We start from the raw sequence: 23,554 nt of genomic DNA, 5'->3' as shown, positions 1-23,554 counted from the left end.
GAATCCTCACGTGGCGGTGGTCTCCGATGCCGAACCCGAATTCGCCTGCGATGAACCGGAGGTTCCCCCGGCGGCGCGCTGCGTCACCACCGTGCCGATCCCGATCGCGGCCGCCACGGGCCACTCGATCAACGACAACGCCGCCAACGCGCCAAGACCGCCGTAAAAGGCCAGATGCCCCGGCGAGGGAAGATTCTCCCGCACGCTGCTGACCGCACCCGCGAACTCCTCCCGCCCCGGAAAACGCACATCCAGACGGTGAAACTCCATCGTCACAAACGGCAGCTTCACGGTCGCCTTCCGCGCCTGACCGGCCTGCTTGGATGAGGCCGGCTGCGAGCGAGCGGCAGGATTGCCACCAGAGGACTTGGCTTTCTGGGGTCTGGCCTCCACGGTACCTCCCAAGGTAGGACTAACAACGGGTAAATTGCGAGTCTACGTCCGGAGAATGAGTGCCGAAGACTCGAAAGTAGCCGCATACCCCGATCGAGCGGAAAATAGCCACAGTAGACTTCTCTCAGGTCCGGCGAGCGAACACACGGATCGTGCGCCGCGCGGTCGAGGCTGTTCGTCACCGATGGCGAGGAGGACCAGTGTCCATTATGGACATTTCGGTGGTCCGGTCAAGCACATCATCGCGGATGGCATCCGTGGCGAAATCAGAAAATCACGGCCCAAGAACTTTGCCGCTAAAGGAGTTCGGGACAAGGTCGAAGTGGTTTCTTCGCACCGATCATCGGCCGGGGAGTCGCCACGGGCCTTGCCGAAGCCATGATCGCCGACCCCCGGGCACTGGATCATCGGAGACCACCCGCCGAGTTTCTGCCCGCGACTCGTTCCTCAAGCGAGTCAACGAATCGCGTGTTGCGCTCGATGATGGAGTCAATTCGAGTTCCGTTCGAGGGGCCACAGCGGGGGCCGAGGAGAACGGGGGCGAGCAACGTCGAAGGCAGCATTCCGAGCGCTGCGACCGAAGGGCGGTGCTGATTACTATTCGTGACACGACTGTCACTGATCGTGCTGAGGGCGAAAGTCCCTTTCGTCGCGTTCCGTCGGCCCTAGGGTTGCAAGTGCACACCAAAAAAGTGCAAGGGCGCCTGCTGTTGCATCGCCCGAGTTCCAATGAATGATCGTGGACTTCCGGCCATGCCGCGCCGGCACGTGTTCGGGGGGCACGTCGGTGTTGTCGCTAGCACAGCACGATTGAACTGAAGATCCAACGAGAATCCTTACTACTCCTCAGAAACATCGAGGGATCAAAATGAAGATCAGCACCATCTTCACCAACCGCGGCGGCTGGGGCGGCGGTGGCCGCGGCGGCTGGGGCGGTTGGAGTCGCGGCGGCTGGGGCGGCTGGGGCCGCGGCGGCTGGGGCGGCTGGGGCTGGGGCTGGGGTGGTTGGTGGGGTGGCTGGGGCTGCTGATAACGCTGGCAGTCCTTCAACCTCATTCAATTAACCGCAGCACTCTGGCCGTAATTTAGCCCTGTTATTTCACACGTAGCTCCTGTCTGTGCGCAGACAGGAGCTACCGCTCTGTCGGCGGGCGCTTGCCCGCACACCCTGGAAGTCCGGACCGGTTACGTGCGGTCCCCACCGCAGCTCGCGCACCCGTGATCCACAGTGGAAGGTCCTTCCCGCCAACCTCTCGTTGGTGGCGGCGGCACTTCGGCCTCACGATCGCGTCCGCGGTCCAAATGGCCCCGCCACGCCCGGTCACTGCGGCAATAGCGTGCTGGCTAGGAGCACATGGACGGTCGTGCCGCCGAAAATGCTCAGCAACGCGTTCCAGCGCCACAGGTGCAGGCCGACGGTGGCGGCCAGGGCCGCCACCGGGGCGAGTGCGTGCGGGCCGGTCAGCGGTAGATCGCGCAGGCAGTAGACGAGCAGGATCACCATCGCGCCGACGGGCATGCGGGTGCTGAGGTACTGGACGGTCTCGCTCGCGCGCAGCGGAGCCAGGGCGGTGAAGGGCAGGGCGCGCAGGGCCCAGGTTGGCCAGCACGGTGAACAGGGCGGTCAGGGCGTATGCCTCGTCGGGTCTTCCCTTTTTTCCGATTTTTGGGTGGCTGAACGCGCATATCGCCGCGCGTGCGGGGGTGATTGGTTAGCGCGAGGGCGCAGCTGGCCCATAATACCAGTGCGATGGCCGGTTCGGCCTAGTTCAAGCGTGAGCTGATTGGGTGTTTTCGGATGTCGGTGCTGGTGCCGGAGGAGGTGAGGCGGCTTTTTCAGGTGTTGACCGGCGAAGACATGACGGATGCGGACGAGGACGCGTTGTTCGCGGTGGCGGAGCGGTTGGAGTCGGGTGCGGAGACGGTGGAGACGTTGGGTCCGGTGGTGGGGGATGTAGTCGAGCGGGTACGGGGAGGATTCTCGGGCAAAGCGGCGGACCGGTTCACCGAGCGGTTGGCGGCGTTTTCTCCGGTGTTGGAGTCCGGAAGTGCGGGGTTGCGGGAGCTGGCGGGGTTTGTGCGGAATCTGGCGTTGCAGGTGCAGTATCTGAAGTTCGTGACGGTGGGGGGTTTGCTCCTGCTGGTGGCGGAGATCGCGTGGGCGGTGGCGATGGCCGGGCCCACGGGCGGGGCGAGTATGGCGTGGCTGGCCGCGCGGTTCGCGGTGATGCGGTTTCTGCTGTCGCGGTGGTGGGGGCAGCTGTTCATGCGGCTGGCGATGGCCCAGGTGGTGGGGATCGGGTTGCAGGTGGTGATGGATGCGGGGGCGCAGGGGTTGCAGTTCGCACTGGGGACGCGGAAGAAATGGGATGGCCAGCTGACGACGATGGCGGTGGGGGTCGGTTCGTTCAGCGGGTTGCTGGCGGCGCCGCTCTCGGCGCTGGGCAATGTGGTGGGTAATGCGATCACCAAGGTGTTGGTGCGCGGCTTGGGTGACAAGATCGATGCTGAGGTGTTGGCAGCGGCGGCCAAGCACGCTGCGGAGGAGCACGCCGAGCAGTATCCGGTCTCGTCGATGGCGCGCTTTGCCGATGTGGTGTCGAAGAATATTGAGGATTACACCGGGATGTCGGTGCGGGCGATGTGGGTGGCCCGTTTCGGTCACGGGCTAGGCGAATCGCTGGAAGAGGGCCTGACCGAGATGTTCGGCGAGGCCGGGTATGGGGCGCTGAGTGGTCAGGGGGCGCAATGGAATCCGTTCTCCTTCACCGCCGGGGTGTCGGAGGCGGTGGGCTCGGGCATCGGGAACATCGCGGGCCTGGCGTTGCGGGGCCAGTTGACTCCGGAGGGTCGAGCCCGGGACACCGCCGCCGAGGAGAAGGAGTCCGCCAGCACGGACACGGATTCGGAAACGTCCGAGGACTTGAAGGCGGATCCCGGGTCGGAGAACAACGAGAAGCCCGGCTTCTCGGAGACTCTCGACGAAAAACCCGGCTCCCCGAACGGTCTGCCCGGTGTGCACGCTGGGATATCCGTTGCCCCGCCTGGTGCGGTGGCCACGCCTGGTGGTGGTTCGAGGGATGGGTCGTGGCTTGAGGGCGATGCAGCGGCCTCGGGCGCAGTGTTGGGTCCGGACAGGCTGGGTACGCCGCCGCCACCGTATAGTACGCCTCCGGGGCACGACGTCGTCCGCAACGACTCGCCGGGTTACGAGTACGTGGTCGAGTCGGGGAATTCCACGGCAGAGACACCGCCGCCGTACAGCCCGGCTAGTGGTGCCGACCACGCTGCTCCGGACTCGTCTGGTGTGGACAGTCGTGGTGGTTTGCTGGAAAATCCGGGGCCTGTGCCGGGGTCGGATTCGGTCAACCAGGGTGGTTCGCCGGTCTCCGATGGTGATGTGACGGCAGGGGATTCCGGCGCCGGTTCGCCGCCAAGCGCTGATCACACCGCAACGAGCTTGGACATTCCCGAGGGCGGCCGGAGCGGTTCGTCGGTTCCCGACGGTGTAGTGACGGCGGGGACCTCCCATGTCGGCGCACCGCCGGCGGATGGCCCGGTTGCTGGCAGTGACCACGCCGCCACTGGCTCGTCTGTCGCGAACAGTACGGGTGCGCGGCCGGGGCATCCGGCTTCTCTTGCGGGGCAGGATTCGCCAAAGTCGGGTGGCGGAGCGGTCGCTGGCGGCGGGGTGACGGCCGGGGGTTCCCGGGCCGATTCGCCGCGCGACGACCACACTGACGCCGAACCGTCTAGTCTGGACAGTCCGAGCGCTCCGCTGGAAGGTGTGCGGGGGGTTGAGCCCGCGGCACACGTGCCAGGCTCGCTCGTGGACAAGCCGTTGACGAGTGCCGCTGATGCGCCCGATGTTTCGGACACCGTCGCGTCGGCGACAACGTCTCCGCCGGCTGAGGTGGGCTCGGGTACAGACGCCGGGGCCGCATCGCCTGGACAGGAGTCCGCATTGGGTGGTGCGACCGCTCCTGGGATGTCTGCGGGGGCGGCTTCCGTTGCGGGGAACGCTGACGCGGCTCGGGTGGATGACGGTCCGCAGCCGTCGGTATCGCCGGACTCGTCGGTGTTGCAGGATTCATCGGCGGTGGTGTCGCCGGGTGGTGCGGTGCCGGGTGCGGGGCCGGCGGGGTCGCCTTCGGGTGCGGTGCGGGTGTCGGTGCCGGTAGAGGTGGCCTCCGGTGGTGGGGTTGTGGAGTTCGTGCGCGGTCGGGTTGGCGACATGGGTGCGGGTCCCGTGGTGTTGGTGTCGGGGGAGGGTTCGGGTTCTGGTGTGGTGCCGCGGGGCCAGGCATTGGAGGTGGCGCGGGGGCTGGGGCGTGATGTTGTTGCGTTGGTGCCGGGCCGTGGTCGCAGTGGTCCGCGGTGGATGTGGTTTGCGCCTGATGGCTCCCGTCCGCGCCTGGTGGGCGGTCCGGGCCCGATTGAGGCGCCGACGCAGGCGAGCCAGGGGCACGAGGCGCTGGATGGTTTGGCGAGTTCGTCGACTGCTGTTCCTGGCGGCGCGGCGAGGGTTGTGGGGCAGACCGATGAAGGCGGTGTTGAGGCGGTGTCGGGCGCCGACGCCGCCTCAGCGGCTATTGACGCGGCCGTGTCTGAGCCGGATATGCGGGGCAATGCCGGAAAGCAACCGGTTTGGACCGGGGTTGCGGGGTGGACCGAGGCGGATCTGCGTCGTGAGGTCGAGCGGGCTCGATCGGTCGGTGGGCCGCGTGCCGTGGCGGTGCGGATTGTGCAGGGCACGCACGATGTGGTGGCGTTGGCGCGGGGCGATGCCGGCGTGTCGCTGGATGACGTGGTGGCCTTGGTCGCGGCGAGCATTGATGCGGTTGGTCGTGCCGATGCGGTCCGGTTTTCCCGGGACTTGGCGGACAGACTTGGTATGCGGGGAACGGGCCTGGCCCTTCACGCTGGAGCGGAGCCGGACCCATTGGCAGATCTCCCCGGGTTGGGGGAAAGTACGGATAGTGGGCAAGGCGGCGGTATGGAACCCGAGCCGTTCGACATTCCGATGACGTGGGGATTCGATCCCGGCGACGCCGAACTGGCTGATAATCTCGGGACGTGGTCGCTTAATCCGGTGGACTTTGAGCAGTTCTTGGGTTCTGGATGGGGTATGGCGGAGCCGGGTGCTGCCGACTCGGCCGTCCCGTCGCGCGTTGGGTCGACGGTGGGCGCGGACGAGGTTGAGGGGCCGCTGGACTCCCACCCCGCGCCCGAGTCGGTTCAGGGCCCCGGTCCCGAATCCGCGCTGGGTGACGACGAAATCGCCGGACCGGATGCGGAGACGATGTTGGCGTCTGGTGTGGACACTGACCGTGACGTCGGCGGTACGGCTCCGGACGGTAAGAGGAGCGGCCGAAAGCGGGGTCGTTCCAACGATTCGATCGAGGCAGGAGCCGAACGTAGGCTAACGGGGCCCGGTGCTAGACGCGAAAGGCTTGCCAATGCCGACCGGTTGCGAGAGGCGGCGCGGGAGGAGGCGCGTCGTGCTCGTGACGCGGGCGAGCCCTATAACGGCGCGCGTTTGGGCAAGAAGTTCGGGATGGGCGAACGGTGGGGCCGAGAGAGGCTTGCGGAAATCAAGGCTGGGAGTGATGCGGGCCGGCCGAGTGAGCGTGACGTGAGCGGGCAGGGGGAGCATGAGGTGAGCGAGCGGGCATCGGAGGACCTGGAGCAGCTGCGGGAGGCGGGGCGGGCGGAGGCGCGTCGCGCACGGGATGCGGGCGAGCCCTACAGCGCCAAGACATTGGGGGCGAAGTTCGGCAAGGCCAAAGGGTGGGGCTTGGCGCGGCTTACGGAGATCAAGGGTGAGGATGGTGCGAGCCGACAGGCATTGGACGAGCGGGCAAGGGAGGCGGTGCGGGCGGAGGCGCGACGTGCACGGGATGCGGGCGAGCCCTACAGCAGTAAGACGTTGGGGGAGAAATTCGGAAAGCACGCTACGTGGGGTGCGTTGCGGCTTGCGGAGATCAGCGGTGCGGAGGACGCGAGCCAGCAGTCATCGGGCGAGCAGGAAAGGGAAGCAGCGCGGGCGGAGGCGCGTCGTGCAGAGGATGCCGGTGAGCCCTACACCGCGGCAGGATTGGCGGAAAAGTTCGGTAGAGGCTCGAAATGGGGTGCGTCGCGGCTTGCGGAGATCGGTGACGAGGGAGATGCGCGTCGGCTGGCATCGGAGAAACCGAAGCAGGAACGGGAGGCGGCGCGGGCGGAGGCGCGATGTGCTCGTGATGCCGGTGCTCCCTACACCGCCACGGCGCTGGCGGAGAAGTTCAGGAAGAGCGACTGGTGGGCTGCGGCGCGGCTTAGGGAGATCAGGGATGAGCTTGGCGCGAGCCGGCAGGATTTGGAGGAGCAGGAACGGGAGGCGGGACGGGTCGAGGCGCGCCGTGCTCGTGATGCCGGTGCTCCCTACACTGCCACGGCGTTGGGGGAGAAGTTCGGGAAGAGCGAGTGGTGGGGTTCGGCGCGGCTTGGGGAGATCAGGGGTGAGGGCGGTGTGAGTCGGCGGGATGTGGACGAGCAGGAGCGGGCGGAGGCGCGTCGCGCTCTTGAGGAGGGTCGGCCCTACGGCAGGAAGGAGCTGGCGGAGAAGTTCGGGAAGGGCGAAAGGTGGGCTTCGGCGCGGCTTACCGAGATCAAGGACGCGGGAGGTACGAGTAAGCGGGATGTGGAGGAGCGGGAAAGGGAGGCGGCGCGGGCGGAGGCGCGGCGCGCTCTTGCGGAGGGTCGACCCTACACCAAAAAGGCGTTGGGGGAGAAGTTCGGAAAGGGTGAAACGTGGGGTTTTGCGCGGCTTCGTGAGGTCGAAGAAGCGGGCGGGCGGAGTCGGCGGGATGTGGCGGAGCGGGAAAGGGAGGAGGCGCGGGCGGAGGCGCGTCGCGCTCGGGATGCGGGCATGCCCTACAGCGGCACGGCGTTGGGGGCGAAGTTCGGCAAGGCCAAGGGGTGGGGATCGGCGCGGCTTAAGGAGATCAGCGATGAGGACCGTCTGGTCGAGTCCACATTGGAGGATCTGGAGCAGGTGCCGGAGACTGGGCAAGCGGAGGCGGGTCCTGCTCGTGCCACCGGTGGATCCTACCCCGCCACAGGGTCGGCGAACGCGCGCCAATTGGGGCTGGAATGGGGCACGGAACTTCTCGCGGATATCGGGGACATTGGGGCGCCACCTTCTGGGGGTGGTGCGCCGGTGGCGGGCGACCCGTCGGCGCAACCCACTGTTGCCGTGGGGCCGCAGCCGGGTTTTGAGTCAATGGATGTGGCGGAGTGGCCGGCGACGGGTCCGTGGGTGGATGTTGCGGCGATCCCGCAGTCCGCCGGAAGCGGTGCGGCTGGTGGTACGGCCACCGAGCCTGCGTTTGATTCGTCGGCGTATGGGGAATCGTCGCGGCACGACATCGCGAACATCGCACCGTCGGAGACGGCACCGCACCCGGACGTGCCTGCGGATGAGCGGTCGCGGTTGGTTTCCGCGTTGACGATGTCGGTGAAAGCCTTGCGGGGAATGCTGACTGGCGCGCCGGAGGGTTATATGCCGGGGTTGCGGGAGGGGATTGAGCTGTGGTCGGCAATGTTGGGGCAGGGCGAGTTTGATGCCATTGCGCTCGCGGATTTGCGGAAGCAGGCGAACGATGCTGAGGCGTTTGTTGCGCAGGTAGTGAGCGGGGTGCTGGCGCAGTGGACGACGGCGGATCTGCGCCGGGAGGTCGAGCGGGCTCGTTCGGCGGAGTGGCCGCGTGATGTGGCGCTGCGGATCGTGCAGGGCACACATGATGTGGTGAACCTGGCACGTGGCGATGCGGATGTGTCGCTCGACGACGTGGTGGCTCTGGTCGCGGCGCGGGTCGGTGAGTATGGCCACGATGTTGCGGTGCGGTTTTCCCAGCAATTGGCCACCAGACTTAATACGCGGGGGACAGGGCTGGCCGTCCACGCCGGAGCGGGAGAGGATCCCTGGGCGGATGCCCCGATATTTTCGGAAGTTACGGACAGCGAGCAGATCAAGGACATGACCGCGCCAGCCGATATTTCCATGACGGAGTCGGCGGATATTCCCATGACGTGGGGGTTCGATCCGGACGCTGCCGAGCTGTGGGATATGTGGTCGGCTAATCCGGAGACCGCTCCGCAGGCGTCGGGATTTGGATGGGATACGGCGAATACCGCTGATCCGGCCGTGGCGTCCGGGGGCGAGCCGGCGATGAGCGCGGATTCGGTCGAGAGGGCGCAGCTGGTCCACGAGCTGACGTCGTCGGTGGACGAATTGCGGGCGCTCTTGCTGGGTGCGCCGGAGAGCTACATGCCCAAGTTGCGGGAGCGGGTCGAGCTGTGGTCGGACATGTTGAGGCGGCAGGGGTTTGCTGATTCGCGGCTGGCGGATTTGCGGAAGCGGGTGAACGACGCTCGGGCGTTGGTCGAGCGGGTGCGGCGCGAGGTGGACCATCATCCCGTTCCGGGGGCGTTTCCGGGTGCTGGCTCCGCGCCGGGCGGCGACCAGCGTCCGGACCCAAGTTCGGGGCCGTCGGTGTTCGGTGCGAAACGTGGGGTTGGCCAAACGGATTCGATCGGTGCGAGCCGTGGCCGCAAACGGGGGCGTGCCGATGATTCGGGAGATGAAGGTGCCCTACGAAGGCCCGTGGGGCCCGGTGATTTTGCTGGTGAGGCGGATGAACCCGACAACGCCACGGGATGGGGAGAGCTCGGGACGAGCGAACAGTGGAGTCAGGCGTGGTCTGCGGAAGCCAGTGCTGACCGTGAGGTGGCCGTGTCGGCCTTGCCAGAGCCAGAGCCAGAGCCAGAGCCAGAGCCAGAGCCAGAGCCAGCGCCAGAGACGGGAACGGAGACGGAGCGGGAGCGGGAGTCGGCGCGCGCGGAGGCGCGTCGTGCTCGGGACGCGCAGCAGCCCCACACCGGTGAAACGTTGGGGAACATGTTCGGGATGAGCTCGGCGTGGGGTCATAACCGGCTTGGGGAGATCAATGAGGGTGGCGTGACCCAGTCGCGGCGGGAGCAAGACTACCAGCAGGAATGGCAGGAAGCGTGGGAGGAGGCCCGTCGTGCTCGTGCGGCGGGCAGGCCCTACACCGGCAACGAATTGGGGAAGAGGTTGGGAAGGAGCAAGGATTGGGCGGCGATGCGACTTCGGGAGATCGAGAGCGAGGGTGGTTCGGCCTGGCCGGAGTTGGGTGTGCCGGAGTGGGAGCAGCTGCTGTGGGGGCTGGAGTTGACTGGCCAGGCCGAAGCCGAGCCGAATCCGCAAGTGGATGTGCCGTTGTTGGAGTGGCCTGCCAGTAGTGGTCCGGTGGGCGCGATGGCCGTCGAGCCGAATCCGCAAGTGGATGTGCCGTTGTTGGAGTGGCCTGCCAGTAGTGGTCCGGTGGGCGCGATGGCCGTCGAGCCGAATCCGCAAGTGGATGTGCCGTTGTTGGAGTGGCCTGCCAGTAGTGGTCCGGTGGGCGCGATGGCCGTCGAGCCGAATCCGCAAGTGGATGTGCCGTTGTTGGAGTGGCCTGCCAGTAGTGGTCCGGTGGGCGCGATGGCCGTCGAGCCGAATCCGCAAGTGGATGTGCCGTTGTTGGAGTGGCCTGCCAGTAGTGGTCCGGTGGGCGCGATGGCCGTCGAGCCGAATCCGCAAGTGGATGTGCCGTTGTTGGAGTGGCCTGCCAGTAGCGGTCCGGTGGGCGCCATGCCCGCCGAGCCGAATCCGCAAGTGGATGTGCCGTTGTTGGAGTGGCCTGCGAGTAGTGGTCCGGTGGGCGCGATGGCCGTCGAGCCGAATCCGCAAGTGGATGTGCCGTTGTTGGAGTGGCCTGCGAGTAGTGGTCCGGTTGACGCCATGCCCGCCGAGCCGACGTTCGATCCGATGGGGATTGAGGGGTGGTCGTGGGGTGCTCCCGACCTGGTGGGTGCGGGGTGGACGGAGGGTGAGCCGGCGCAGGAAACTGATTGGGCTGAGCAGATGAAGGTGGGATTTGAGCTGATGGGGTCGGTGGATTCGCTGCGGTCGCTGTTGGTTGATGTCTCAGCGCCCTATGCGCCTGAATTGCTAGCGCGGGTGGAGTACTGGTCGGACATCGCGCAGCAGCAGTTCTTAGAGGGCGTGGATGTAGCGGCGTTGCGGAACGAGGCGCAGGCTGCTGCCGCAGCTGTCGTGCGGGTGCGGCAGGCCCGGCATGATGCAGCGGTGCGAGAGCTGGATGCGTTGACGAGTGCGGCTCGTGCGGCGTTGCTCAGCGTGATGTCTCGGCAGGGGCGTGAGGTTGTCGTGGGGTTGCTCGCTGAGGCCGGTGAGGTGCTCAAGGGTGGGCCGGCGGCGGAGTACCAGCTTGTCATGGCGCATCAGCTGCTGCGGGCTCCAAACGATCGGGCGGCTGCCGAGGCGTTGCGGCAGCGACTGCACGAGTACCTGGCCGACACTGCGAACGTGAGTGGGGGTCCGGAGGCCGGTGGTGGGTTCCTTTCCCACTCGGGTAGTGAAGCGCAGCCGGGTAATGAGTTGCCGGCGGTGGAATCGCCGAGCGACGCCGGCAGCCCGGACGACGCGATGGAGCGGGAACGGCGCGAGCTGTTGGTAAGGCTCTATCAGTTGGCTCAGTCGGGCGACGCTGATCAGTCAAGCGGCCGGGACCGCCCGGCCGCGCTGGACACGATTGCGGAGGAGCCAGAGGAGGAGGCCGGGCCCACGACCACCGACGAGAGCGGATCGCGGCGTCGTCAGTCTTGGCCTAGCGGCCCGATGAACGAGAGCTACTTCCCCGAACAGTGGTGGTGATACGTTGGCGGGAACGTCTCTCTAGACGAAAACCGCGTACAGGTTGCTGTCGTCGCTGCCGACATACACCACCCCATCGGCTACCACCGGGGACGACCAGATGGAGTGACCGATGGACAGGCTCCAGCGTTCTTCACCGCCTTCGCCTTCCGTTCCAGGGCGGCGAGCTCCTGGACCAGCGGACTGGATCTGCCCGGGGTGATATTGCTGCACCGACTCGACCGTGTGACAGCCCTGTTTCCGGGGACTTCTCCCATTTTGCCTAAAATTGGGGAAATTCCGGCCCGGGCCCGCGTTTCCTCGCTCGGTTACGGAAGATCAACAGCACGGCCCTAACAGCTTGAATGTCACCCGGTAGGAGCAACGCCCATTCTGTGTGCGAGGCCGCGCAGATCCCGGCCACCAGCGTCGCGACGCGCTGCGGCAAGCAGGTCTAGCACAGTCTCCCGTACAAGTGGATTGTTTCGTGTCCACTGTGGAGCAATGGACTCCGCTTTGAGGATCTGCCGCAGTCCTACGTCGCGAGTCTTGCGGTCAGTCGCCAGCGCACGCCCAAGATCAGCAAAATACGTGGCTTGCCACGAACGCAGCGGGATTACCTCGGGGCGACCGTTGCGCGCCAATTCGGCGACTTTCGGCCCTTCCCCCAGTTCGGTGCCCAGCGACACCATCCACAAAGCGACGTTGTCGTGCCCGAAGTAGAGACCGGCGAAATTGCTGTGATGCGGCGGTAGTTCGTCGGCCAGCCGGGCAGCTTCATTGAGATGCTCGTGAGCTTGGTCTGCGTCCCGCTGAACAGCAGCAGCCAACGCCGCATTCAGGTGCAATGTGCCAGCGACTTGCAGCACAGACGAGCCCGACATACTGGCGGTTAGGCCGTCGATCGCTCGGACCGAGAGTGTGTACTGGTGGGATCGGCTTTGTGGACCGCCCATGATGCCCCGTAGATAAGCGGCGTATCCGAGCCATTCCGGGTCGCCAAGTTCCTCGGTGCAGCGCTGTGCCGCGCGAGCAGCGAGAAGTGGAAGCCCGCGGACTCCAAGGTTCTTACACACCGAAGCGGCGGTTCGATACGAGTACACCAATGCGATGAGTACCTCGCGTCGGTGCTGTGGGTCGTGGACGTAGGCAGTGTGCAGTTCGCCGAGCAGATCCGGCAGTACGGCGCCCTGCTCGGCGTAATTAGCGTCCCCGCGCAGGGTTCCTGTGAGGTGCTGGACCGCGCTGGACAACTCCGACCAAGGGCGGGGTTTCACGCCGGGATCGACACCGAGTTCGTAGACTTCTAGCGCGGACTCAACGCCGGAGAGCGCTGCGTGAATCTCAGACGTCAATGGGTCATTCGTAACATAGGGCTGGCCCGTCAGTTCACTCGGTGCGACGCGCAATGCGTCCGCGAGCGATTCGAGTGTGGATCGCCTAGTCACTGGCCGCACGCCGCGTTCAATCATGCTCAGGTACGCGCCGGTCATGCCCGCCAGTTCGGCTGTCGCTTCCTGGCTCATCTTGCGCCACGTTCGGATCTCTCGGACCCGTCGCCCGATGTGCGCGTCGTCGATATCCACGGATCACCCATTCGTCGCGGAGGGATGCTCTTCGCGGAAGCCCCCGGCGGCCAACCGGGGGCGGTGTCCTCCGCGAAGAGGCATAGACGAGCGTATCGGGATCATCTCGTCGTGACGAGGCAGTGCCCGCACCTCACAATGCCCGTCTGGCAGCGAGTCGCTCGGTACTCACGGTTCGTCGAGTGCTGGGCGGCGCTGGCGGCCATCGAGTTCGGTGCTACTCGCAGGCAGCGATGGTCGAACGAACAGTGATCGAGCTGGGAGCCGCCAAGTCCGATGCTGCTCACTCGCTCACGGCTGTCGAGCTGGCGACCGTCGAACTCGGCAGGTGCCATCGAGCTGGCTCGCAGGGTCGAGCGGGGGCCGTCGAGTCGGTTTTGCTTGCGGAGCTCCACTTCGTTGCTGAATCCTACGGCGTCCTTGACCGTTTCGGTCATTGGTGGGTCTCCATCCCTGATATACCTGGTGCTTCGGTCGCTGGCCGACGGCTGACGTTGTCTCCCGACGCTTTCGCAAAGACTCGAAACGCCGCATCAGCGGATTCCGCAAAAGGCCTCCGTCAGCTTCGTTGTGACGACAACTAGTGGCCTGGGTAGGCCATCCGAGGCGGGCCGCGCGACCTTACTAACTGATCAAGTAGCCGCTATGCACGCAGCGGATGTGCCGCCTTGGGCTACCTACCCATTGCGTACTTCGAACAGACGTTGGCATACTTCCGCGGACTGCCCCGTAGCCAGCGGCGCACCCGGGAGGGGCGCGGTGCCGGTCGACGAGGGGGCGTGGGCAGCCGAGTAGGTCGCTACGTGACCCGTATAGAGGCGATAGTCCCGGAAATACGTAGCCGCCTAAGTAGTCTCCCCATGTTTCTCGGGCGCCTGGCCGACCACGCTGGACCGGTACCGACCGAAATGTACCCCGAGCCCAGGACCCCTAGACCATGTACACGCCCCGAACCACCTCCTTCGAGCCCGCCGGTAACGCAGCGATCTTTGACTTCGCACCGCACCAGCGCCGTTCTCCGTCCCGCAGTCCCCACAAGCCACACGTGTATCGCAACTTGTTCATCGGCGCGTGGATCTGCGACCAGGAGGGCACCCGAGCCACCCCGGGCCCGGACAGCGCTCGGACGGTTTACCGGACCCATGCGGAAGCCGTGCGGGCCGCCATCGGCGTGGGTGCCGCGCGGTGACGGCAACATTCCAGCTGTGATCGCGAACCCCCGAAGACCGCTGCCCCGTGTACTACGTAGCAGCACCCCCGCAGAAACCCGACGCCAGGTAGCCAGCCCATGATTCTGAACCAATGCACCATGGAAGAGCTCGACGACCGCTCCCGACGCGCCGAGCACCACATGAACATCGCCCTCGAAGAACGGCGGTGGAACCTCGCCCAGCGCCACCGGGAGGAAATGCTCGCCGTAGCGGCGGAATGCGACCGGCGGCTCAAGGAACTGGACGAGCTTGCCGAGTCCACGGCGTAGGCAGCGCCAGCACGCCGCACTCTAGGCCGTGCAGCGACTCCTCTCGCGGCCCGAACAACCACGAGCACGCCCGCGCACGTCGTGCGATTCGGACGGCTCTCAGCGCCGGACGTCACTCGTGGCGGACGGCACACCCCCTGGCTCCGCCCGCCTTTCGGCTGGTGAGAGCGCTAGAGACGGGGAGGGGTGTACCGACAGGACCTCCCAGCGGCTTGCCGACGTGCCTAGCCTGGGCCCGTGGACGACCGCGCCGGAATGCGAACGTTCCTGACGTCCCGCCGCGCCAAGATCGGGCCCGAGCAGGCCGGACGGAGCGCCTTCGGCGGCAACCGCCGAGTGGCTGGATTGCGCAGGGGCGAGGTCGCGATGCTCGTCGGCATCAGCGTCGAGTACTACACGCGGATGGAACGCGGCAGCCTCAGAGGCGTCTCGGACAGTGTCCTGGAGTCGGTCGCGTCGCGGTTGGCCGCCGGGATGACGGGCAGGACGGCATCGCCCGCACGTGCGAGCCAGCGGATAGTCTGCGGTTTCCGGTACGCGCGTGCTGGTCGGCAGGTTACCGCAGTGGTCGTTCATGATGCGGCCTTTCCGTCATGGCTGCCTTCGAGGGGCGGGCTCGGGGGCCTCAGCCCATCCCTCCGGTCGCGCGGATGTTCTGGCCGGTGATCCACCCGGCGTCGGGGCCGGCGAGGAAGGCGACTACTCCGGCGATGTCCTGGGGGTGTCCGAGCCGAGCCAGGGGCGTCATCGCGACGGCGGTCTCCAGCGTTTCGGCACTGTTGGCCAGGCGCAGCAGATCGGTGTCGGTGGCGCCGGGCGACACGGCGTTGACCCTGATACCCCGCTCGGCAAGCTCCCAGGCCGCGACCCGCGTGAACTGTTCGACCGCTGCTTTGGTCGCCGCGTACACGGCCGCACCCGGTGCGGGCAATGCGGTACTGACCGAGGACACGGTGATCACGCTGCCCGCGTCGCGCATGCGCTTCGCGGCCTGCTGGATGGCGAAGAACGTGCCCTTGGCGTTGACCGCCATCAGCCAGTCGTAGAACTCCTCGGTCGTGTCTACAATGGACATATCGGCGCCCGTGCCCGCGTTCGCCACGAGGATGTCGACGCCACCGAAGAGTCGTTCCGATTCGTCAAACAGCGTGCGGACGTCCTCGAGATCTGGCAGGTTCGCCCGCACCGCATGCGCTCGCCTGCCCTGTGCTCGCAGGTCTGTGACGAGTTCCTTGGCGAGGTCTTCGCGGTGGTGGTAACTGAACAGCACGGCCGCGCCGTCGGCGACTAATCGCTGCACGATCGCGCGTCCGATGCCCCGGGATCCTCCGATCACCACGGCGACACGCTCATCGAGAGCGCCCATCACGCCCCCTGCCACTCGCGGCGCGGCGAGACGCGACGGGTTGGCTGTTGGTCTCGCTCCGCGCGCATGGTCGTTGTCGAGTTCGCAATGGACAGACCTCGTCTTTCCTGCTGCGGCTAGGGCGTGTCGGAGACGGCCGCCGACCAGTTGAGCACGGTCGCCCGTGGGTCGCAAGCAAGTGGCGCCAGCAGAAGGAGGGCACCATCCATCCGTCGCAAACACCGTTGCGGTAAACGACTTTTCTCGTTCGGCTGAAGGTTGGCTGTTGCGGCGGGACAGCAGATCGGCGCTGGACTACATGCTCGCCGCCGGGTATGACACCCGGAGGCGCTTTGGCCGTCACGAAGTAGCAGTTGCGACCACAACGATCGGGAACGAATGTGCGTCATACGACGACGAATCAGCTCGACGGAGCGGTCCTCCCGTCTCGTCCGGCTGTCCGCGATCAACTCGGCGGCCCAGCCGAACAGGCGTTGCCGACCGCGCGTCGCCTGGTCCGTCCGGCACTGGCCGAAGCCCTGAGGGCGCTGCCCGATCAGACATCTAACGGCTGCCGTTCGCCCGTGACTACCGCAATCAACGTCGTGCCCTGCGGGAACTTGCCCTGCTCGATCATGGAGAAGATTCCGTACATCATCTTTGCAACGTATACCCAGTCCAGGCGAAACCCGTGTCGACGCTCGAAAGACTCGATAAAATCATCCAGCTCGCGGTTGCGGCGAGCGTAACCGCCCATGTGGAAATCGCACGCTATCGACCAATTGCCGGTGTCTTCGCCAAACGTTCGCCTTTGCAGGTCGGAAACATCATTGCGCAAAAAATCTCCGCCCTTGAGGACCGAGAAACCTAGCGCCTGCTGTCCTGGCCTGAGTCCTGCCGCTATCCCCGCCAACGTACCGCCCGTGCCGCAGGCGCAACATATTGTATCAAAATTGATGTCTATCTCTTGTGGCAGTTCCTTGCAGCCCGCCAGTGCAAGTTCGTTGCTTCCCCCTTCCGGTATCAAGTAGAACTCACCGAACATATCGTGAAGCTGGTTGAGTATCGCCGGCGAAGTCTTAGTGCGGTAGCTCGCCCGATCCAGGTACGAGAGGTGCATCCCCAGGCTCACGGCATAATCTAGCGAAGGATTGAGCGGAAGATGTTCCTCGCCTCGAATGATGCCGATAGTCCGAAAACCAATATAGTGTCCGGCGGCCGCCGTGGCGCGGATGTGATTCGAATAGGCGCCGCCGAAGGTGAGCAAGCTCGTTGCGTTCTGTTCCTTGGCGCTTGCAATATTGTACTTAAGCTTGCGCCATTTGTTGCCAGGGATATCAGGGTGGATGAGATCGTCACGTTTGAGGTACAGGCGAATGTCGTGCCGGTCTAACGCCATGTCTCGCAATTCGACGAGAGGCGACGGAACCTGCACGGCGAAGTCACTGATCCCTGCCACGGAGCGAGCATACTCGCGAGGCATCGGCGCGATAGGCGTAAGGGGGCGCGTGCGTCCTGACAGCGAACAGCGAAACAAGCGCCCGAAGCCGCCCGGATCAAGACCACTCGAATGCAGCACCGCGCCAGCCAGTAGGGCCGACCACGCCACCAAACCGAACAGTCCGCCAAGGCATCAGCAGCAGCGACCGAACCGCACGGCCACCAGCACCGGGATGTACAAGGCATGCCGGGTGGAACCCTGCAGGTCGGCAGCGAACCGACGCAGCAGTCGCCCAGCCGCACCACAGCCACCACGAGCCGGCGTGACCACCGCCGCCAGACGGCAACGGTCACGACGGGTTACGAAATTCGCGCAGATGTCGGAGGTCTTTGGACACATGCGCGGGTTGCGCGCACGGGCGGGTTGCGGAAAAGTGATCAAGGTCTACTCCCTGACCCAGTTCGCGCTACATCGACATGACCAGGGGTCTTGATGGCGGTAGGTATTAGCGGCCGTGTCGCGGGGTACCAGGGGTGTGATGGGCGCGCCGAGGGGGCGGCGCGATCGACGTTCACCTTTTCGCGGTTCTCCCCGGTGCCCGTTACTACACGAGAACAGGTTCAGCCAGCCGAACCGGAACGCGCGGACTCCTTCCCGCCTCGACCTGAGGAAGGCACCGCGATCCGGAGCGTGCCTTCGGCGGGTGAAAGGCATGACGTGGCCGGTCCGCTGCGCTGAGCAACCCGCAGCGGCCTTCCGTATGGAGGTGGTCGATGGCAACGCCCTCCCCGAAACTCGGGGGCGCTACACGGCGTGTTTACGCGCTGGGATCGCTGGCGGCGATCCTGTTCGGTTACGACAACGGGATCATCTCGGCCGCGATCCTGTTCATTCCGCACGAACTGCCGCTGACGCCGCTGCTCAAAGGCGCCGTGGTCAGCGCGACGGTCGTCGGCGCGATGGTGGGGGCGCTGGTCAGCGGGCCGGCCGCAGACTGGCAGGGACGCCAACGCCTGCTGCTCACCGCCGGGGTGGTGTTCAGCATCGGCGCGCTCGGTGCGGGCTTGGCCCCGACGGTCGCCACTTTGGTGCTGTTCCGGTTCATCATCGGGCTGGGGATCGGCATCGCGTCGGTGGTCGTGCCGCTCTACCTGGCCGAGATGGCGCCCGCCGGCGGCCGTGGCTGGATCACCTCGCTGAACCAGTACATGATCATCGTGGGCACGGCCCTGGCCGCCGCCTGCGGGTATGCACTGGCCTTCGTCGCTTCGTGGCGCTGGATGATCCTCATCGGCGTGTTCCCCGCCGTGGTGCTGGTCCTGGGCCTGCTGGCCGCGCCGGACACGCCCCGGTCACTGGTCCGTCGGGGACACCCCGAGCAGGCACGCGCGCTCCTTGTCGGCCTGCGTGGCGACGAGGCCGCCGCCGACCGGGAACTCGCCGAGATCATCACCCTCGAACGCGAGCAGCGGGACGCCCGGCTCGGCGCCCACGTGTCCGCCGGCTGGGTGCGCCGCCTGCTGGTGCTGGGCGCGCTGCTCGCCGTGTTCCAGCAGATCACCGGTATCAACACCATCGTCTACTACGCCCCCACCGTGCTGACCAGTTTCGGGGTCTCCGACGTCACGGCACTGCTGTTCACGTTCCTGAACGGGCTGGTGAACATCGCCACGATCGCGATCGTGGTGCGCCTCAAGGTCGTGGATCGGTGGGGCCGCAAGCCCGTCCTGCTCGCGGGGCTGGTGGGCATGTCGGCGAGCCTGTTCGCGGTGGGGGCGGCGGCGTTGCTCCTGCCGCCCGAGTCGCCCGCGCTGTTCGGGATCGCGGTCGCCGCGTTCGTGGCGTATACCAACACCTTCTCCGCCACCTGGGGACCGGTGCTGTGGGTGGTCCTGGCGGAGATCTTCCCACTGGCGATCCGCGGCGCGGCGATGGCCCTGGCGACGCTGTTCAACTGGCTGACGGACTTCTTCGTCGCGCTCACCTTCCCCACGTTCACCTCGCTGGTGGGGGCGGGGATCGTGTTCCTCGCCTACGCCGCCGCGGGAGTGATCATCTTCCCGATCGTCAAGTGGATAGTGCCCGAGACCAAGCAGCGAAGCCTGGAATCGCTGGAGAAGGAGTTCCGGCGCGGCAAGCGGTTCCGATCGGAGGAACCACCGCTGGCCGGATGAGTACCGGAGGAGGCAGACGATGACCGTCGACTACGGCTGGCACGGCTCCAGCCTTCGCGACCTGCCACGGCTGCGCAGCAGTCGCCGGGGCCGGTCCTCCAGCTGGGACCGCAGCGGGGGCAACGAGGACCGCCTCACGATCGCACCGGGACGCACCGCGACACTCACCGAAATCCGCGGCGCCGGGAGCATCAACCACATCTGGGTGACCGTCGCCAACGAACGCATGACGCCTGATCCCTGGATGCGCGAGCCGGAATACCTGCGCAAGCTGGTGCTGCGTGCCTATTGGGACGGCGAGCGGCAACCCAGCGTCGCCGTGCCCTTGGGCGACTTCTTCGGCGTCGGGCACGGCCGCACGACCAACTTCGTCTCCGCGCCGTTGCAGATGAGCCCGCAGGACGGCAAGGCGTTCAACTGCTTCTTCCCGATGCCGTTCAGCACCGGCGCGCGGTTGGAGATCAGCAGCGAACTCGTCCACGAGCGGGTGTTCTTCTACTACTACGTCGACTACGAGCTCTTCGACGAGCTTGGGGCGGACATCGGCCGGTTTCACGCGCAGTGGCGACGCAGCGATCCCTGTCCCGGAGTCGATCAGCGCTCGGAGAGCAACGACCGGTTCCTGTTCACCGGGACGAACCTCGACGGCCTGGACAACTACACCATCCTGGAGGCGGCCGGACGCGGCCATTACGTCGGCTGCGTGCTCAACATCCACAACCTGCGCGATACCAACGAGTGGAACTGGTACGGCGAGGGCGATGACATGATCTTCATCGACGGCCAGCGGTGGCCGCCCACGCTGCACGGCACCGGAACCGAGGACTACTTCAACACGGCCTGGTGCCCGGCGGAGTCCTACCACGCCCCCTATCACGGCATCACGTTGCCCGGTGGGGACAATTGGTCCGGGCAGATCAGTCTCTACCGCTTCCACATCGAGGACCCGATCCCGTTCCAGCGGTCGATCCGGGTGAGCATCGAACACGGCCACGCGAACAAGCGCTCCGACGACTACTCCTCGGTGGCGTACTGGTACCAGAGCGAACCGCACGCCCCGTTCTCCCTCGCGCCCGTCGAGCAGCGCATCCCACGAGCCCTATGAGTATGCCGGGGGAGACGTCGAACTTCGTGAACCGGCGCGAGTTCGTCAAGCTCTCGCTCGCCGGCGCGGGAGCCGTGCTGCTCGGGCGCGAGCCACGCACCGTCGCCGCCGCCGAACGCTTGACCGTCGCCGACCCGGCCAGCACGTTCTTCGTGACCATGTTCACGGACTATTCGTCCACCGTCACCACCAACAGCACCGGGGATTTGTGGCCGACCTGCTGGGCGGACGACGACTATGTTTACACGGCCAACGGGGACGGTCAGGGGTTCGGTGACGAACCGATGGCCCCCATCGTGGTGAACCGGATCGCCGGAACCCCCGAGACCGGCCTGCGCGGCGAACGGCTGGCCGCCGGTGACGCGGTCTCCAAGGTCCATGCCGATGCCAAGCTGTATAACCTGAAACCCACCGGGATCGTAGCCGTCGACGGCAACGGCGACGGCCGGGACGAGCTGTACCTGGCCGTGCAGGACCTGCGCTTCTCGCCGGCCAGTGCGGCGTTCGACGACGCTCCGAACGCCAACATCGTCAAGTCGGAGGACTACGGGCGTACCTGGCAGCAGCCGTCCGGGCCGATGTTCTCCGGCCATGTCTTCACCACGATCATGTTCCTCGATTTCGGCCGGAGCCAGGAAAACGCCCGAGCGCTCGGTCCGGAGGACGCCGGGTACGTGTACGCCTACGGCTTGGACCACAACTGGCGGGACTCCTACACCAAAGTGGTGCCGTCCCCGACGAGCCTCTATCTGGCGCGGGTTCCCCGGAACACGATCCAGCAACGGGAAACCTGGCGGTTCTACGCCGGAACGACGTCTGGCGGTCGTCCACAGTGGAGCAACAACATCGGCGAAAAGGTGCCGGTGCTCACCGACGAACGGCGGCTCTACCCGACCATGTTCGGCGAGGGCCACAGCAACCTCAGCGTGATCTCGCAGGGCGGCGTCCTCTACAACGCCCCGCTGCGCCGGTTCCTGTACACCTCGTGGACCGAGTACACCTTCGAGTTCTACGAGGCGCCGGCCCCCTGGGGTCCTTGGCGGTTGTTCATGTCCAGGGACTTCGGCGCCCAGCCCTGGTTCGGTCACCCCGGCCGCATCAGGATGGAACCGGTGCCGGGTGGTCACGACGTACCGAAGCCGGAGACCGGCGAATCCATGCCAGCCTGCTTCGGCCCGAAGAACGGAGGGTACGGCTGCACCGTGCCCGCCAAGTTCGTGTCGCCTGACGGAACGCGGATGTGGTTGCAGTCCAACTGGTTCGTGGGCGTGGCATGCGGACTGCCCAACTACAATTTCTCGTTGCGGCAGTTCCAGGTGTTCCCCCGCCAGTGGGGCGATCCGCCCAACAACCCACCCAACCCGACGGTCAATCTGGCCAGGAGCGGGCGGGGTGTCTTCCCCATCGAGAGGACAGCCCACTTCGGCCGCGGCGATTACTTCAACAACGGCATCCGGCAAGAGAGCGAGGACAGCTTCGGCGGCGCCCCCAAGCAGGTTGACTTCTGGGGATACATCTGGAAAGACGAGTACTGGATCGACCGCGTCGTCTATACGACCGGAAACATGTTCTCCGACGGCGGCTGGTTCGCCCGTGATCTGAGCGTGCAGGTGCGCCAGGGGGCCAACTGGGCGGACGTCACCGGCCTGACGATCACACCGGCCTATCCCTATAACAACACCGCGGGCCCGAACACGACCTACGAGCTGACGTTCGACCCGATCAACGGCGACGGAGTCCGGATCGTCGGAGTCCCGGGAGGCACAGCCACCTTCACCTCGATCGGCGAACTGGAGGTGTATTTCGACGGCCGGAAGCCCCGATGATCCAGTGCCGTTGCGTGCCGATAAGGAACTCGATCGGCGAGGCGTTGTGGTGATTGTCGAGTTCGGCCTGAAACATTTTTCGGTCGAAGTCCTAACGCCGCGATGACCGGAGGAATATTCCGCCCAATAGAGGGCTCGCCGACTCCCGCGGTGATCCGTTTTCCGATGCCACACCAATGGCGGCTCCGGCTAACGCTTCTGGTGGACCGCCGACACTGCCGGCCAGCCGCCAGTGCGAGCGGAAATCGCTGCGGTGGCCCGATGTGAAAACACGCGGTGACCACCAAGGTAGGGCCCACCGGCTCATGTCCGGCAAATGAGCGACATCGGGACAGGGTATCCAATACGCGACATGGTCGATTGACGGGACCACCCCAACGGGGTATTAGTTTCGTAAAGAAACACGCCGAAACCTACTATAGTTCGACGCGATCTAGAGCCGACGTGAGCGGATAGGATTGGACGGGCCGTGAAATTGACGAAGCTCTTCAAGAGTCAGGGTTCGGGTGGCAATGGGTGCCCGACGGTGTATCTGGGGGAAAATGGCGAACTGGTCGTACAAGGCTACCGCGTGGACGAGGCGACGTTCGCCGAACTGGAGAACGTGCTGCCTGGTGAAGGCGCCGTGCGGATTTCGCCGGACGTCATCCTGGGCGCGGTTGAGAAGTACCATAGCCAGGCCACGGGAGGACAGTAAATGGGACGGTCTTTTACATCCCTGGCCGACGACGAGTTCAACAGGCTGTTTCTCGATTTCCGTTACACCGCATACCGGCTTGAGACTTTGCAGCGGTATGAGGTCTCGTACGAGCAGGCCGAATTCGATCGGTTCCTCGCCGGGGAGGCCCGCGGCGAATTTCCTGGGATCGCGGACTGGATCGGCGGAACGGTCACCAAGGCGGTGTCGGCCGGGAAGCGTATGCACCGTGTCCATGTCGTCCAAGAGCCGCTGTCCGACTATGTGCGGTTCGAATGCGCATGGGCGTATGAGCACACCTCTCGGGCGGGGGAGGAAATCCGTATCATTTCCGTCGCGAGAGATGAGTGGCCGGCAGGGCTGCCGAAGTTCGATTACTGGCTTTTCGATTCCTCGCAACTTGTCGCCATGTACTACGAGGACGACGGGAAGTTTATCTCGGCCGAGATCGTGGACGATCCAAAAAGGGTCGTGCAGGCGAACTACTGGCGAGACGCGGCGGTGGAGGCGTCGATCCCCTATCGCGAATTCGCCAGCCCGTTTGACCCCCAATTCCGCAACAAACAAGATAGGAGTCGTCAGGCCGAAGCCATCGGAAACGCCTCGGCATGAGGATCGCCCGAATAGGGTAGCGACCGGGATTTCGTCCGGGACCCCGGCTGAGTCGGACAAAGGTGATAGCGGCGTGGCCAGCGACGAACATCAGAGTGCTGCCCATGAGTTTTCCGGGACAGCGGAATCGGTC

Annotated in this window: 15 protein-coding genes and 1 pseudogene; 10 read left to right on the top strand and 6 right to left on the bottom strand. The window is 65.7% G+C overall.

The window, feature by feature from the left end; genetic code table 11:
* Nucleotides 1-6: 6 nt before the first annotated feature.
* Nucleotides 7-291 (bottom strand): hypothetical protein, encoded by a 285-nt coding sequence (locus BJ970_RS34605; RefSeq protein ID WP_312864609.1) that lies wholly within the window; start codon nt 289-291, stop codon nt 7-9.
* Nucleotides 292-1,261: 970 nt separating this feature from the next.
* On the opposite strand from BJ970_RS34605, the gene BJ970_RS34600 reads away from it, so the two are divergent.
* Nucleotides 1,262-1,423 (top strand): hypothetical protein, encoded by a 162-nt coding sequence (locus BJ970_RS34600; protein WP_184732028.1) that lies wholly within the window; start codon nt 1,262-1,264, stop codon nt 1,421-1,423.
* A 291-nt stretch (nt 1,424-1,714) separates the two neighbouring features.
* Here the strand turns inward: BJ970_RS34600 and BJ970_RS34595 are convergent, their stop codons facing one another.
* Nucleotides 1,715-1,951 carry an AzlD domain-containing protein gene (locus BJ970_RS34595; protein ID WP_246472165.1) on the bottom strand — a complete coding sequence of 79 codons (237 nt, stop codon included), beginning with the start codon at nt 1,949-1,951 and terminating at the stop codon, nt 1,715-1,717.
* A 240-nt stretch (nt 1,952-2,191) separates the two neighbouring features.
* On the opposite strand from BJ970_RS34595, the gene BJ970_RS34590 reads away from it, so the two are divergent.
* Nucleotides 2,192-11,176, top strand: a complete 8,985-nt coding sequence (locus BJ970_RS34590) for a WXG100-like domain-containing protein (RefSeq protein WP_184732026.1) — start codon at nt 2,192-2,194, stop codon at nt 11,174-11,176.
* Between the two features lie 21 nt (nt 11,177-11,197).
* Here BJ970_RS34590 and BJ970_RS39785 read toward each other — a convergent pair whose 3' ends face one another.
* The gene (locus BJ970_RS39785; protein ID WP_184732024.1) at nt 11,198-11,389 is read right to left on the bottom strand and encodes a PQQ-binding-like beta-propeller repeat protein; all 192 of its coding nucleotides are present in this window, start codon (nt 11,387-11,389) and stop codon (nt 11,198-11,200) included.
* Nucleotides 11,390-11,523: 134 nt separating this feature from the next.
* Nucleotides 11,524-12,741, bottom strand: a complete 1,218-nt coding sequence (locus tag BJ970_RS34580; RefSeq protein WP_312864608.1) for a helix-turn-helix domain-containing protein — start codon at nt 12,739-12,741, stop codon at nt 11,524-11,526.
* 1,045 nt (nt 12,742-13,786) lie between these two features.
* Here BJ970_RS34580 and BJ970_RS34575 point away from each other — a divergent pair.
* From BJ970_RS34575 to BJ970_RS38580, 3 genes and pseudogenes are all read left to right on the top strand, one after another.
* A complete protein-coding gene (locus tag BJ970_RS34575) occupies nt 13,787-13,930 on the top strand; it encodes a hypothetical protein (RefSeq protein WP_184732020.1) in 144 nt (47 codons plus the stop codon).
* A 99-nt stretch (nt 13,931-14,029) separates the two neighbouring features.
* Nucleotides 14,030-14,221: a hypothetical protein gene (locus BJ970_RS34570; protein ID WP_184732018.1), complete on the top strand. Its 192-nt coding sequence runs from the start codon at nt 14,030-14,032 to the stop codon at nt 14,219-14,221.
* Nucleotides 14,222-14,476: 255 nt separating this feature from the next.
* Nucleotides 14,477-14,686: pseudogene (locus BJ970_RS38580) on the top strand (transcriptional regulator); the annotation flags it as partial.
* Between the two features lie 160 nt (nt 14,687-14,846).
* Here the strand turns inward: BJ970_RS38580 and BJ970_RS34560 are convergent.
* Entirely contained in the window at nt 14,847-15,587 is a 741-nt protein-coding gene (locus BJ970_RS34560; protein ID WP_184732015.1) for an SDR family oxidoreductase, read from the bottom strand.
* A gap of 535 nt (nt 15,588-16,122) precedes the next feature.
* Nucleotides 16,123-17,025: a 1-aminocyclopropane-1-carboxylate deaminase/D-cysteine desulfhydrase gene (locus tag BJ970_RS34555; RefSeq protein ID WP_312864607.1), complete on the bottom strand. Its 903-nt coding sequence runs from the start codon at nt 17,023-17,025 to the stop codon at nt 16,123-16,125.
* Nucleotides 17,026-17,780: 755 nt separating this feature from the next.
* Here BJ970_RS34555 and BJ970_RS34550 point away from each other — a divergent pair.
* From BJ970_RS34550 to BJ970_RS34530, 5 genes are all read left to right on the top strand, one after another.
* Nucleotides 17,781-19,181, top strand: a complete 1,401-nt coding sequence (locus tag BJ970_RS34550) for a sugar porter family MFS transporter (RefSeq protein ID WP_184732013.1) — start codon at nt 17,781-17,783, stop codon at nt 19,179-19,181.
* Between the two features lie 19 nt (nt 19,182-19,200).
* Complete coding sequence (locus BJ970_RS34545) at nt 19,201-20,286, top strand: glycoside hydrolase family 172 protein (RefSeq protein ID WP_184732011.1); 1,086 nt, start codon at nt 19,201-19,203, stop codon at nt 20,284-20,286.
* Nucleotides 20,283-22,112: a glycoside hydrolase family 183 protein gene (locus tag BJ970_RS34540; RefSeq protein WP_184732009.1), complete on the top strand. Its 1,830-nt coding sequence runs from the start codon at nt 20,283-20,285 to the stop codon at nt 22,110-22,112. The genes BJ970_RS34545 and BJ970_RS34540 overlap by 4 nt, the downstream gene beginning before the upstream one ends.
* A 469-nt stretch (nt 22,113-22,581) precedes the next feature.
* Nucleotides 22,582-22,809 carry a hypothetical protein gene (locus BJ970_RS34535; RefSeq protein WP_184732006.1) on the top strand — a complete coding sequence of 76 codons (228 nt, stop codon included), beginning with the start codon at nt 22,582-22,584 and terminating at the stop codon, nt 22,807-22,809.
* Nucleotides 22,810-23,421 (top strand): DUF6879 family protein, encoded by a 612-nt coding sequence (locus BJ970_RS34530; RefSeq protein WP_184732004.1) that lies wholly within the window; start codon nt 22,810-22,812, stop codon nt 23,419-23,421. It abuts the gene before it with no gap.
* Nucleotides 23,422-23,554 lie beyond the last annotated feature (133 nt).

This window comes from Saccharopolyspora phatthalungensis, assembly GCF_014203395.1.
In the GTDB taxonomy this organism is placed as follows: Bacteria; Actinomycetota; Actinomycetes; order Mycobacteriales; family Pseudonocardiaceae; genus Saccharopolyspora; species Saccharopolyspora phatthalungensis.
The sequence above is the reverse complement of the archived record's forward strand: the minus strand, read 5'-3'. Positions and strand labels throughout refer to the sequence as shown.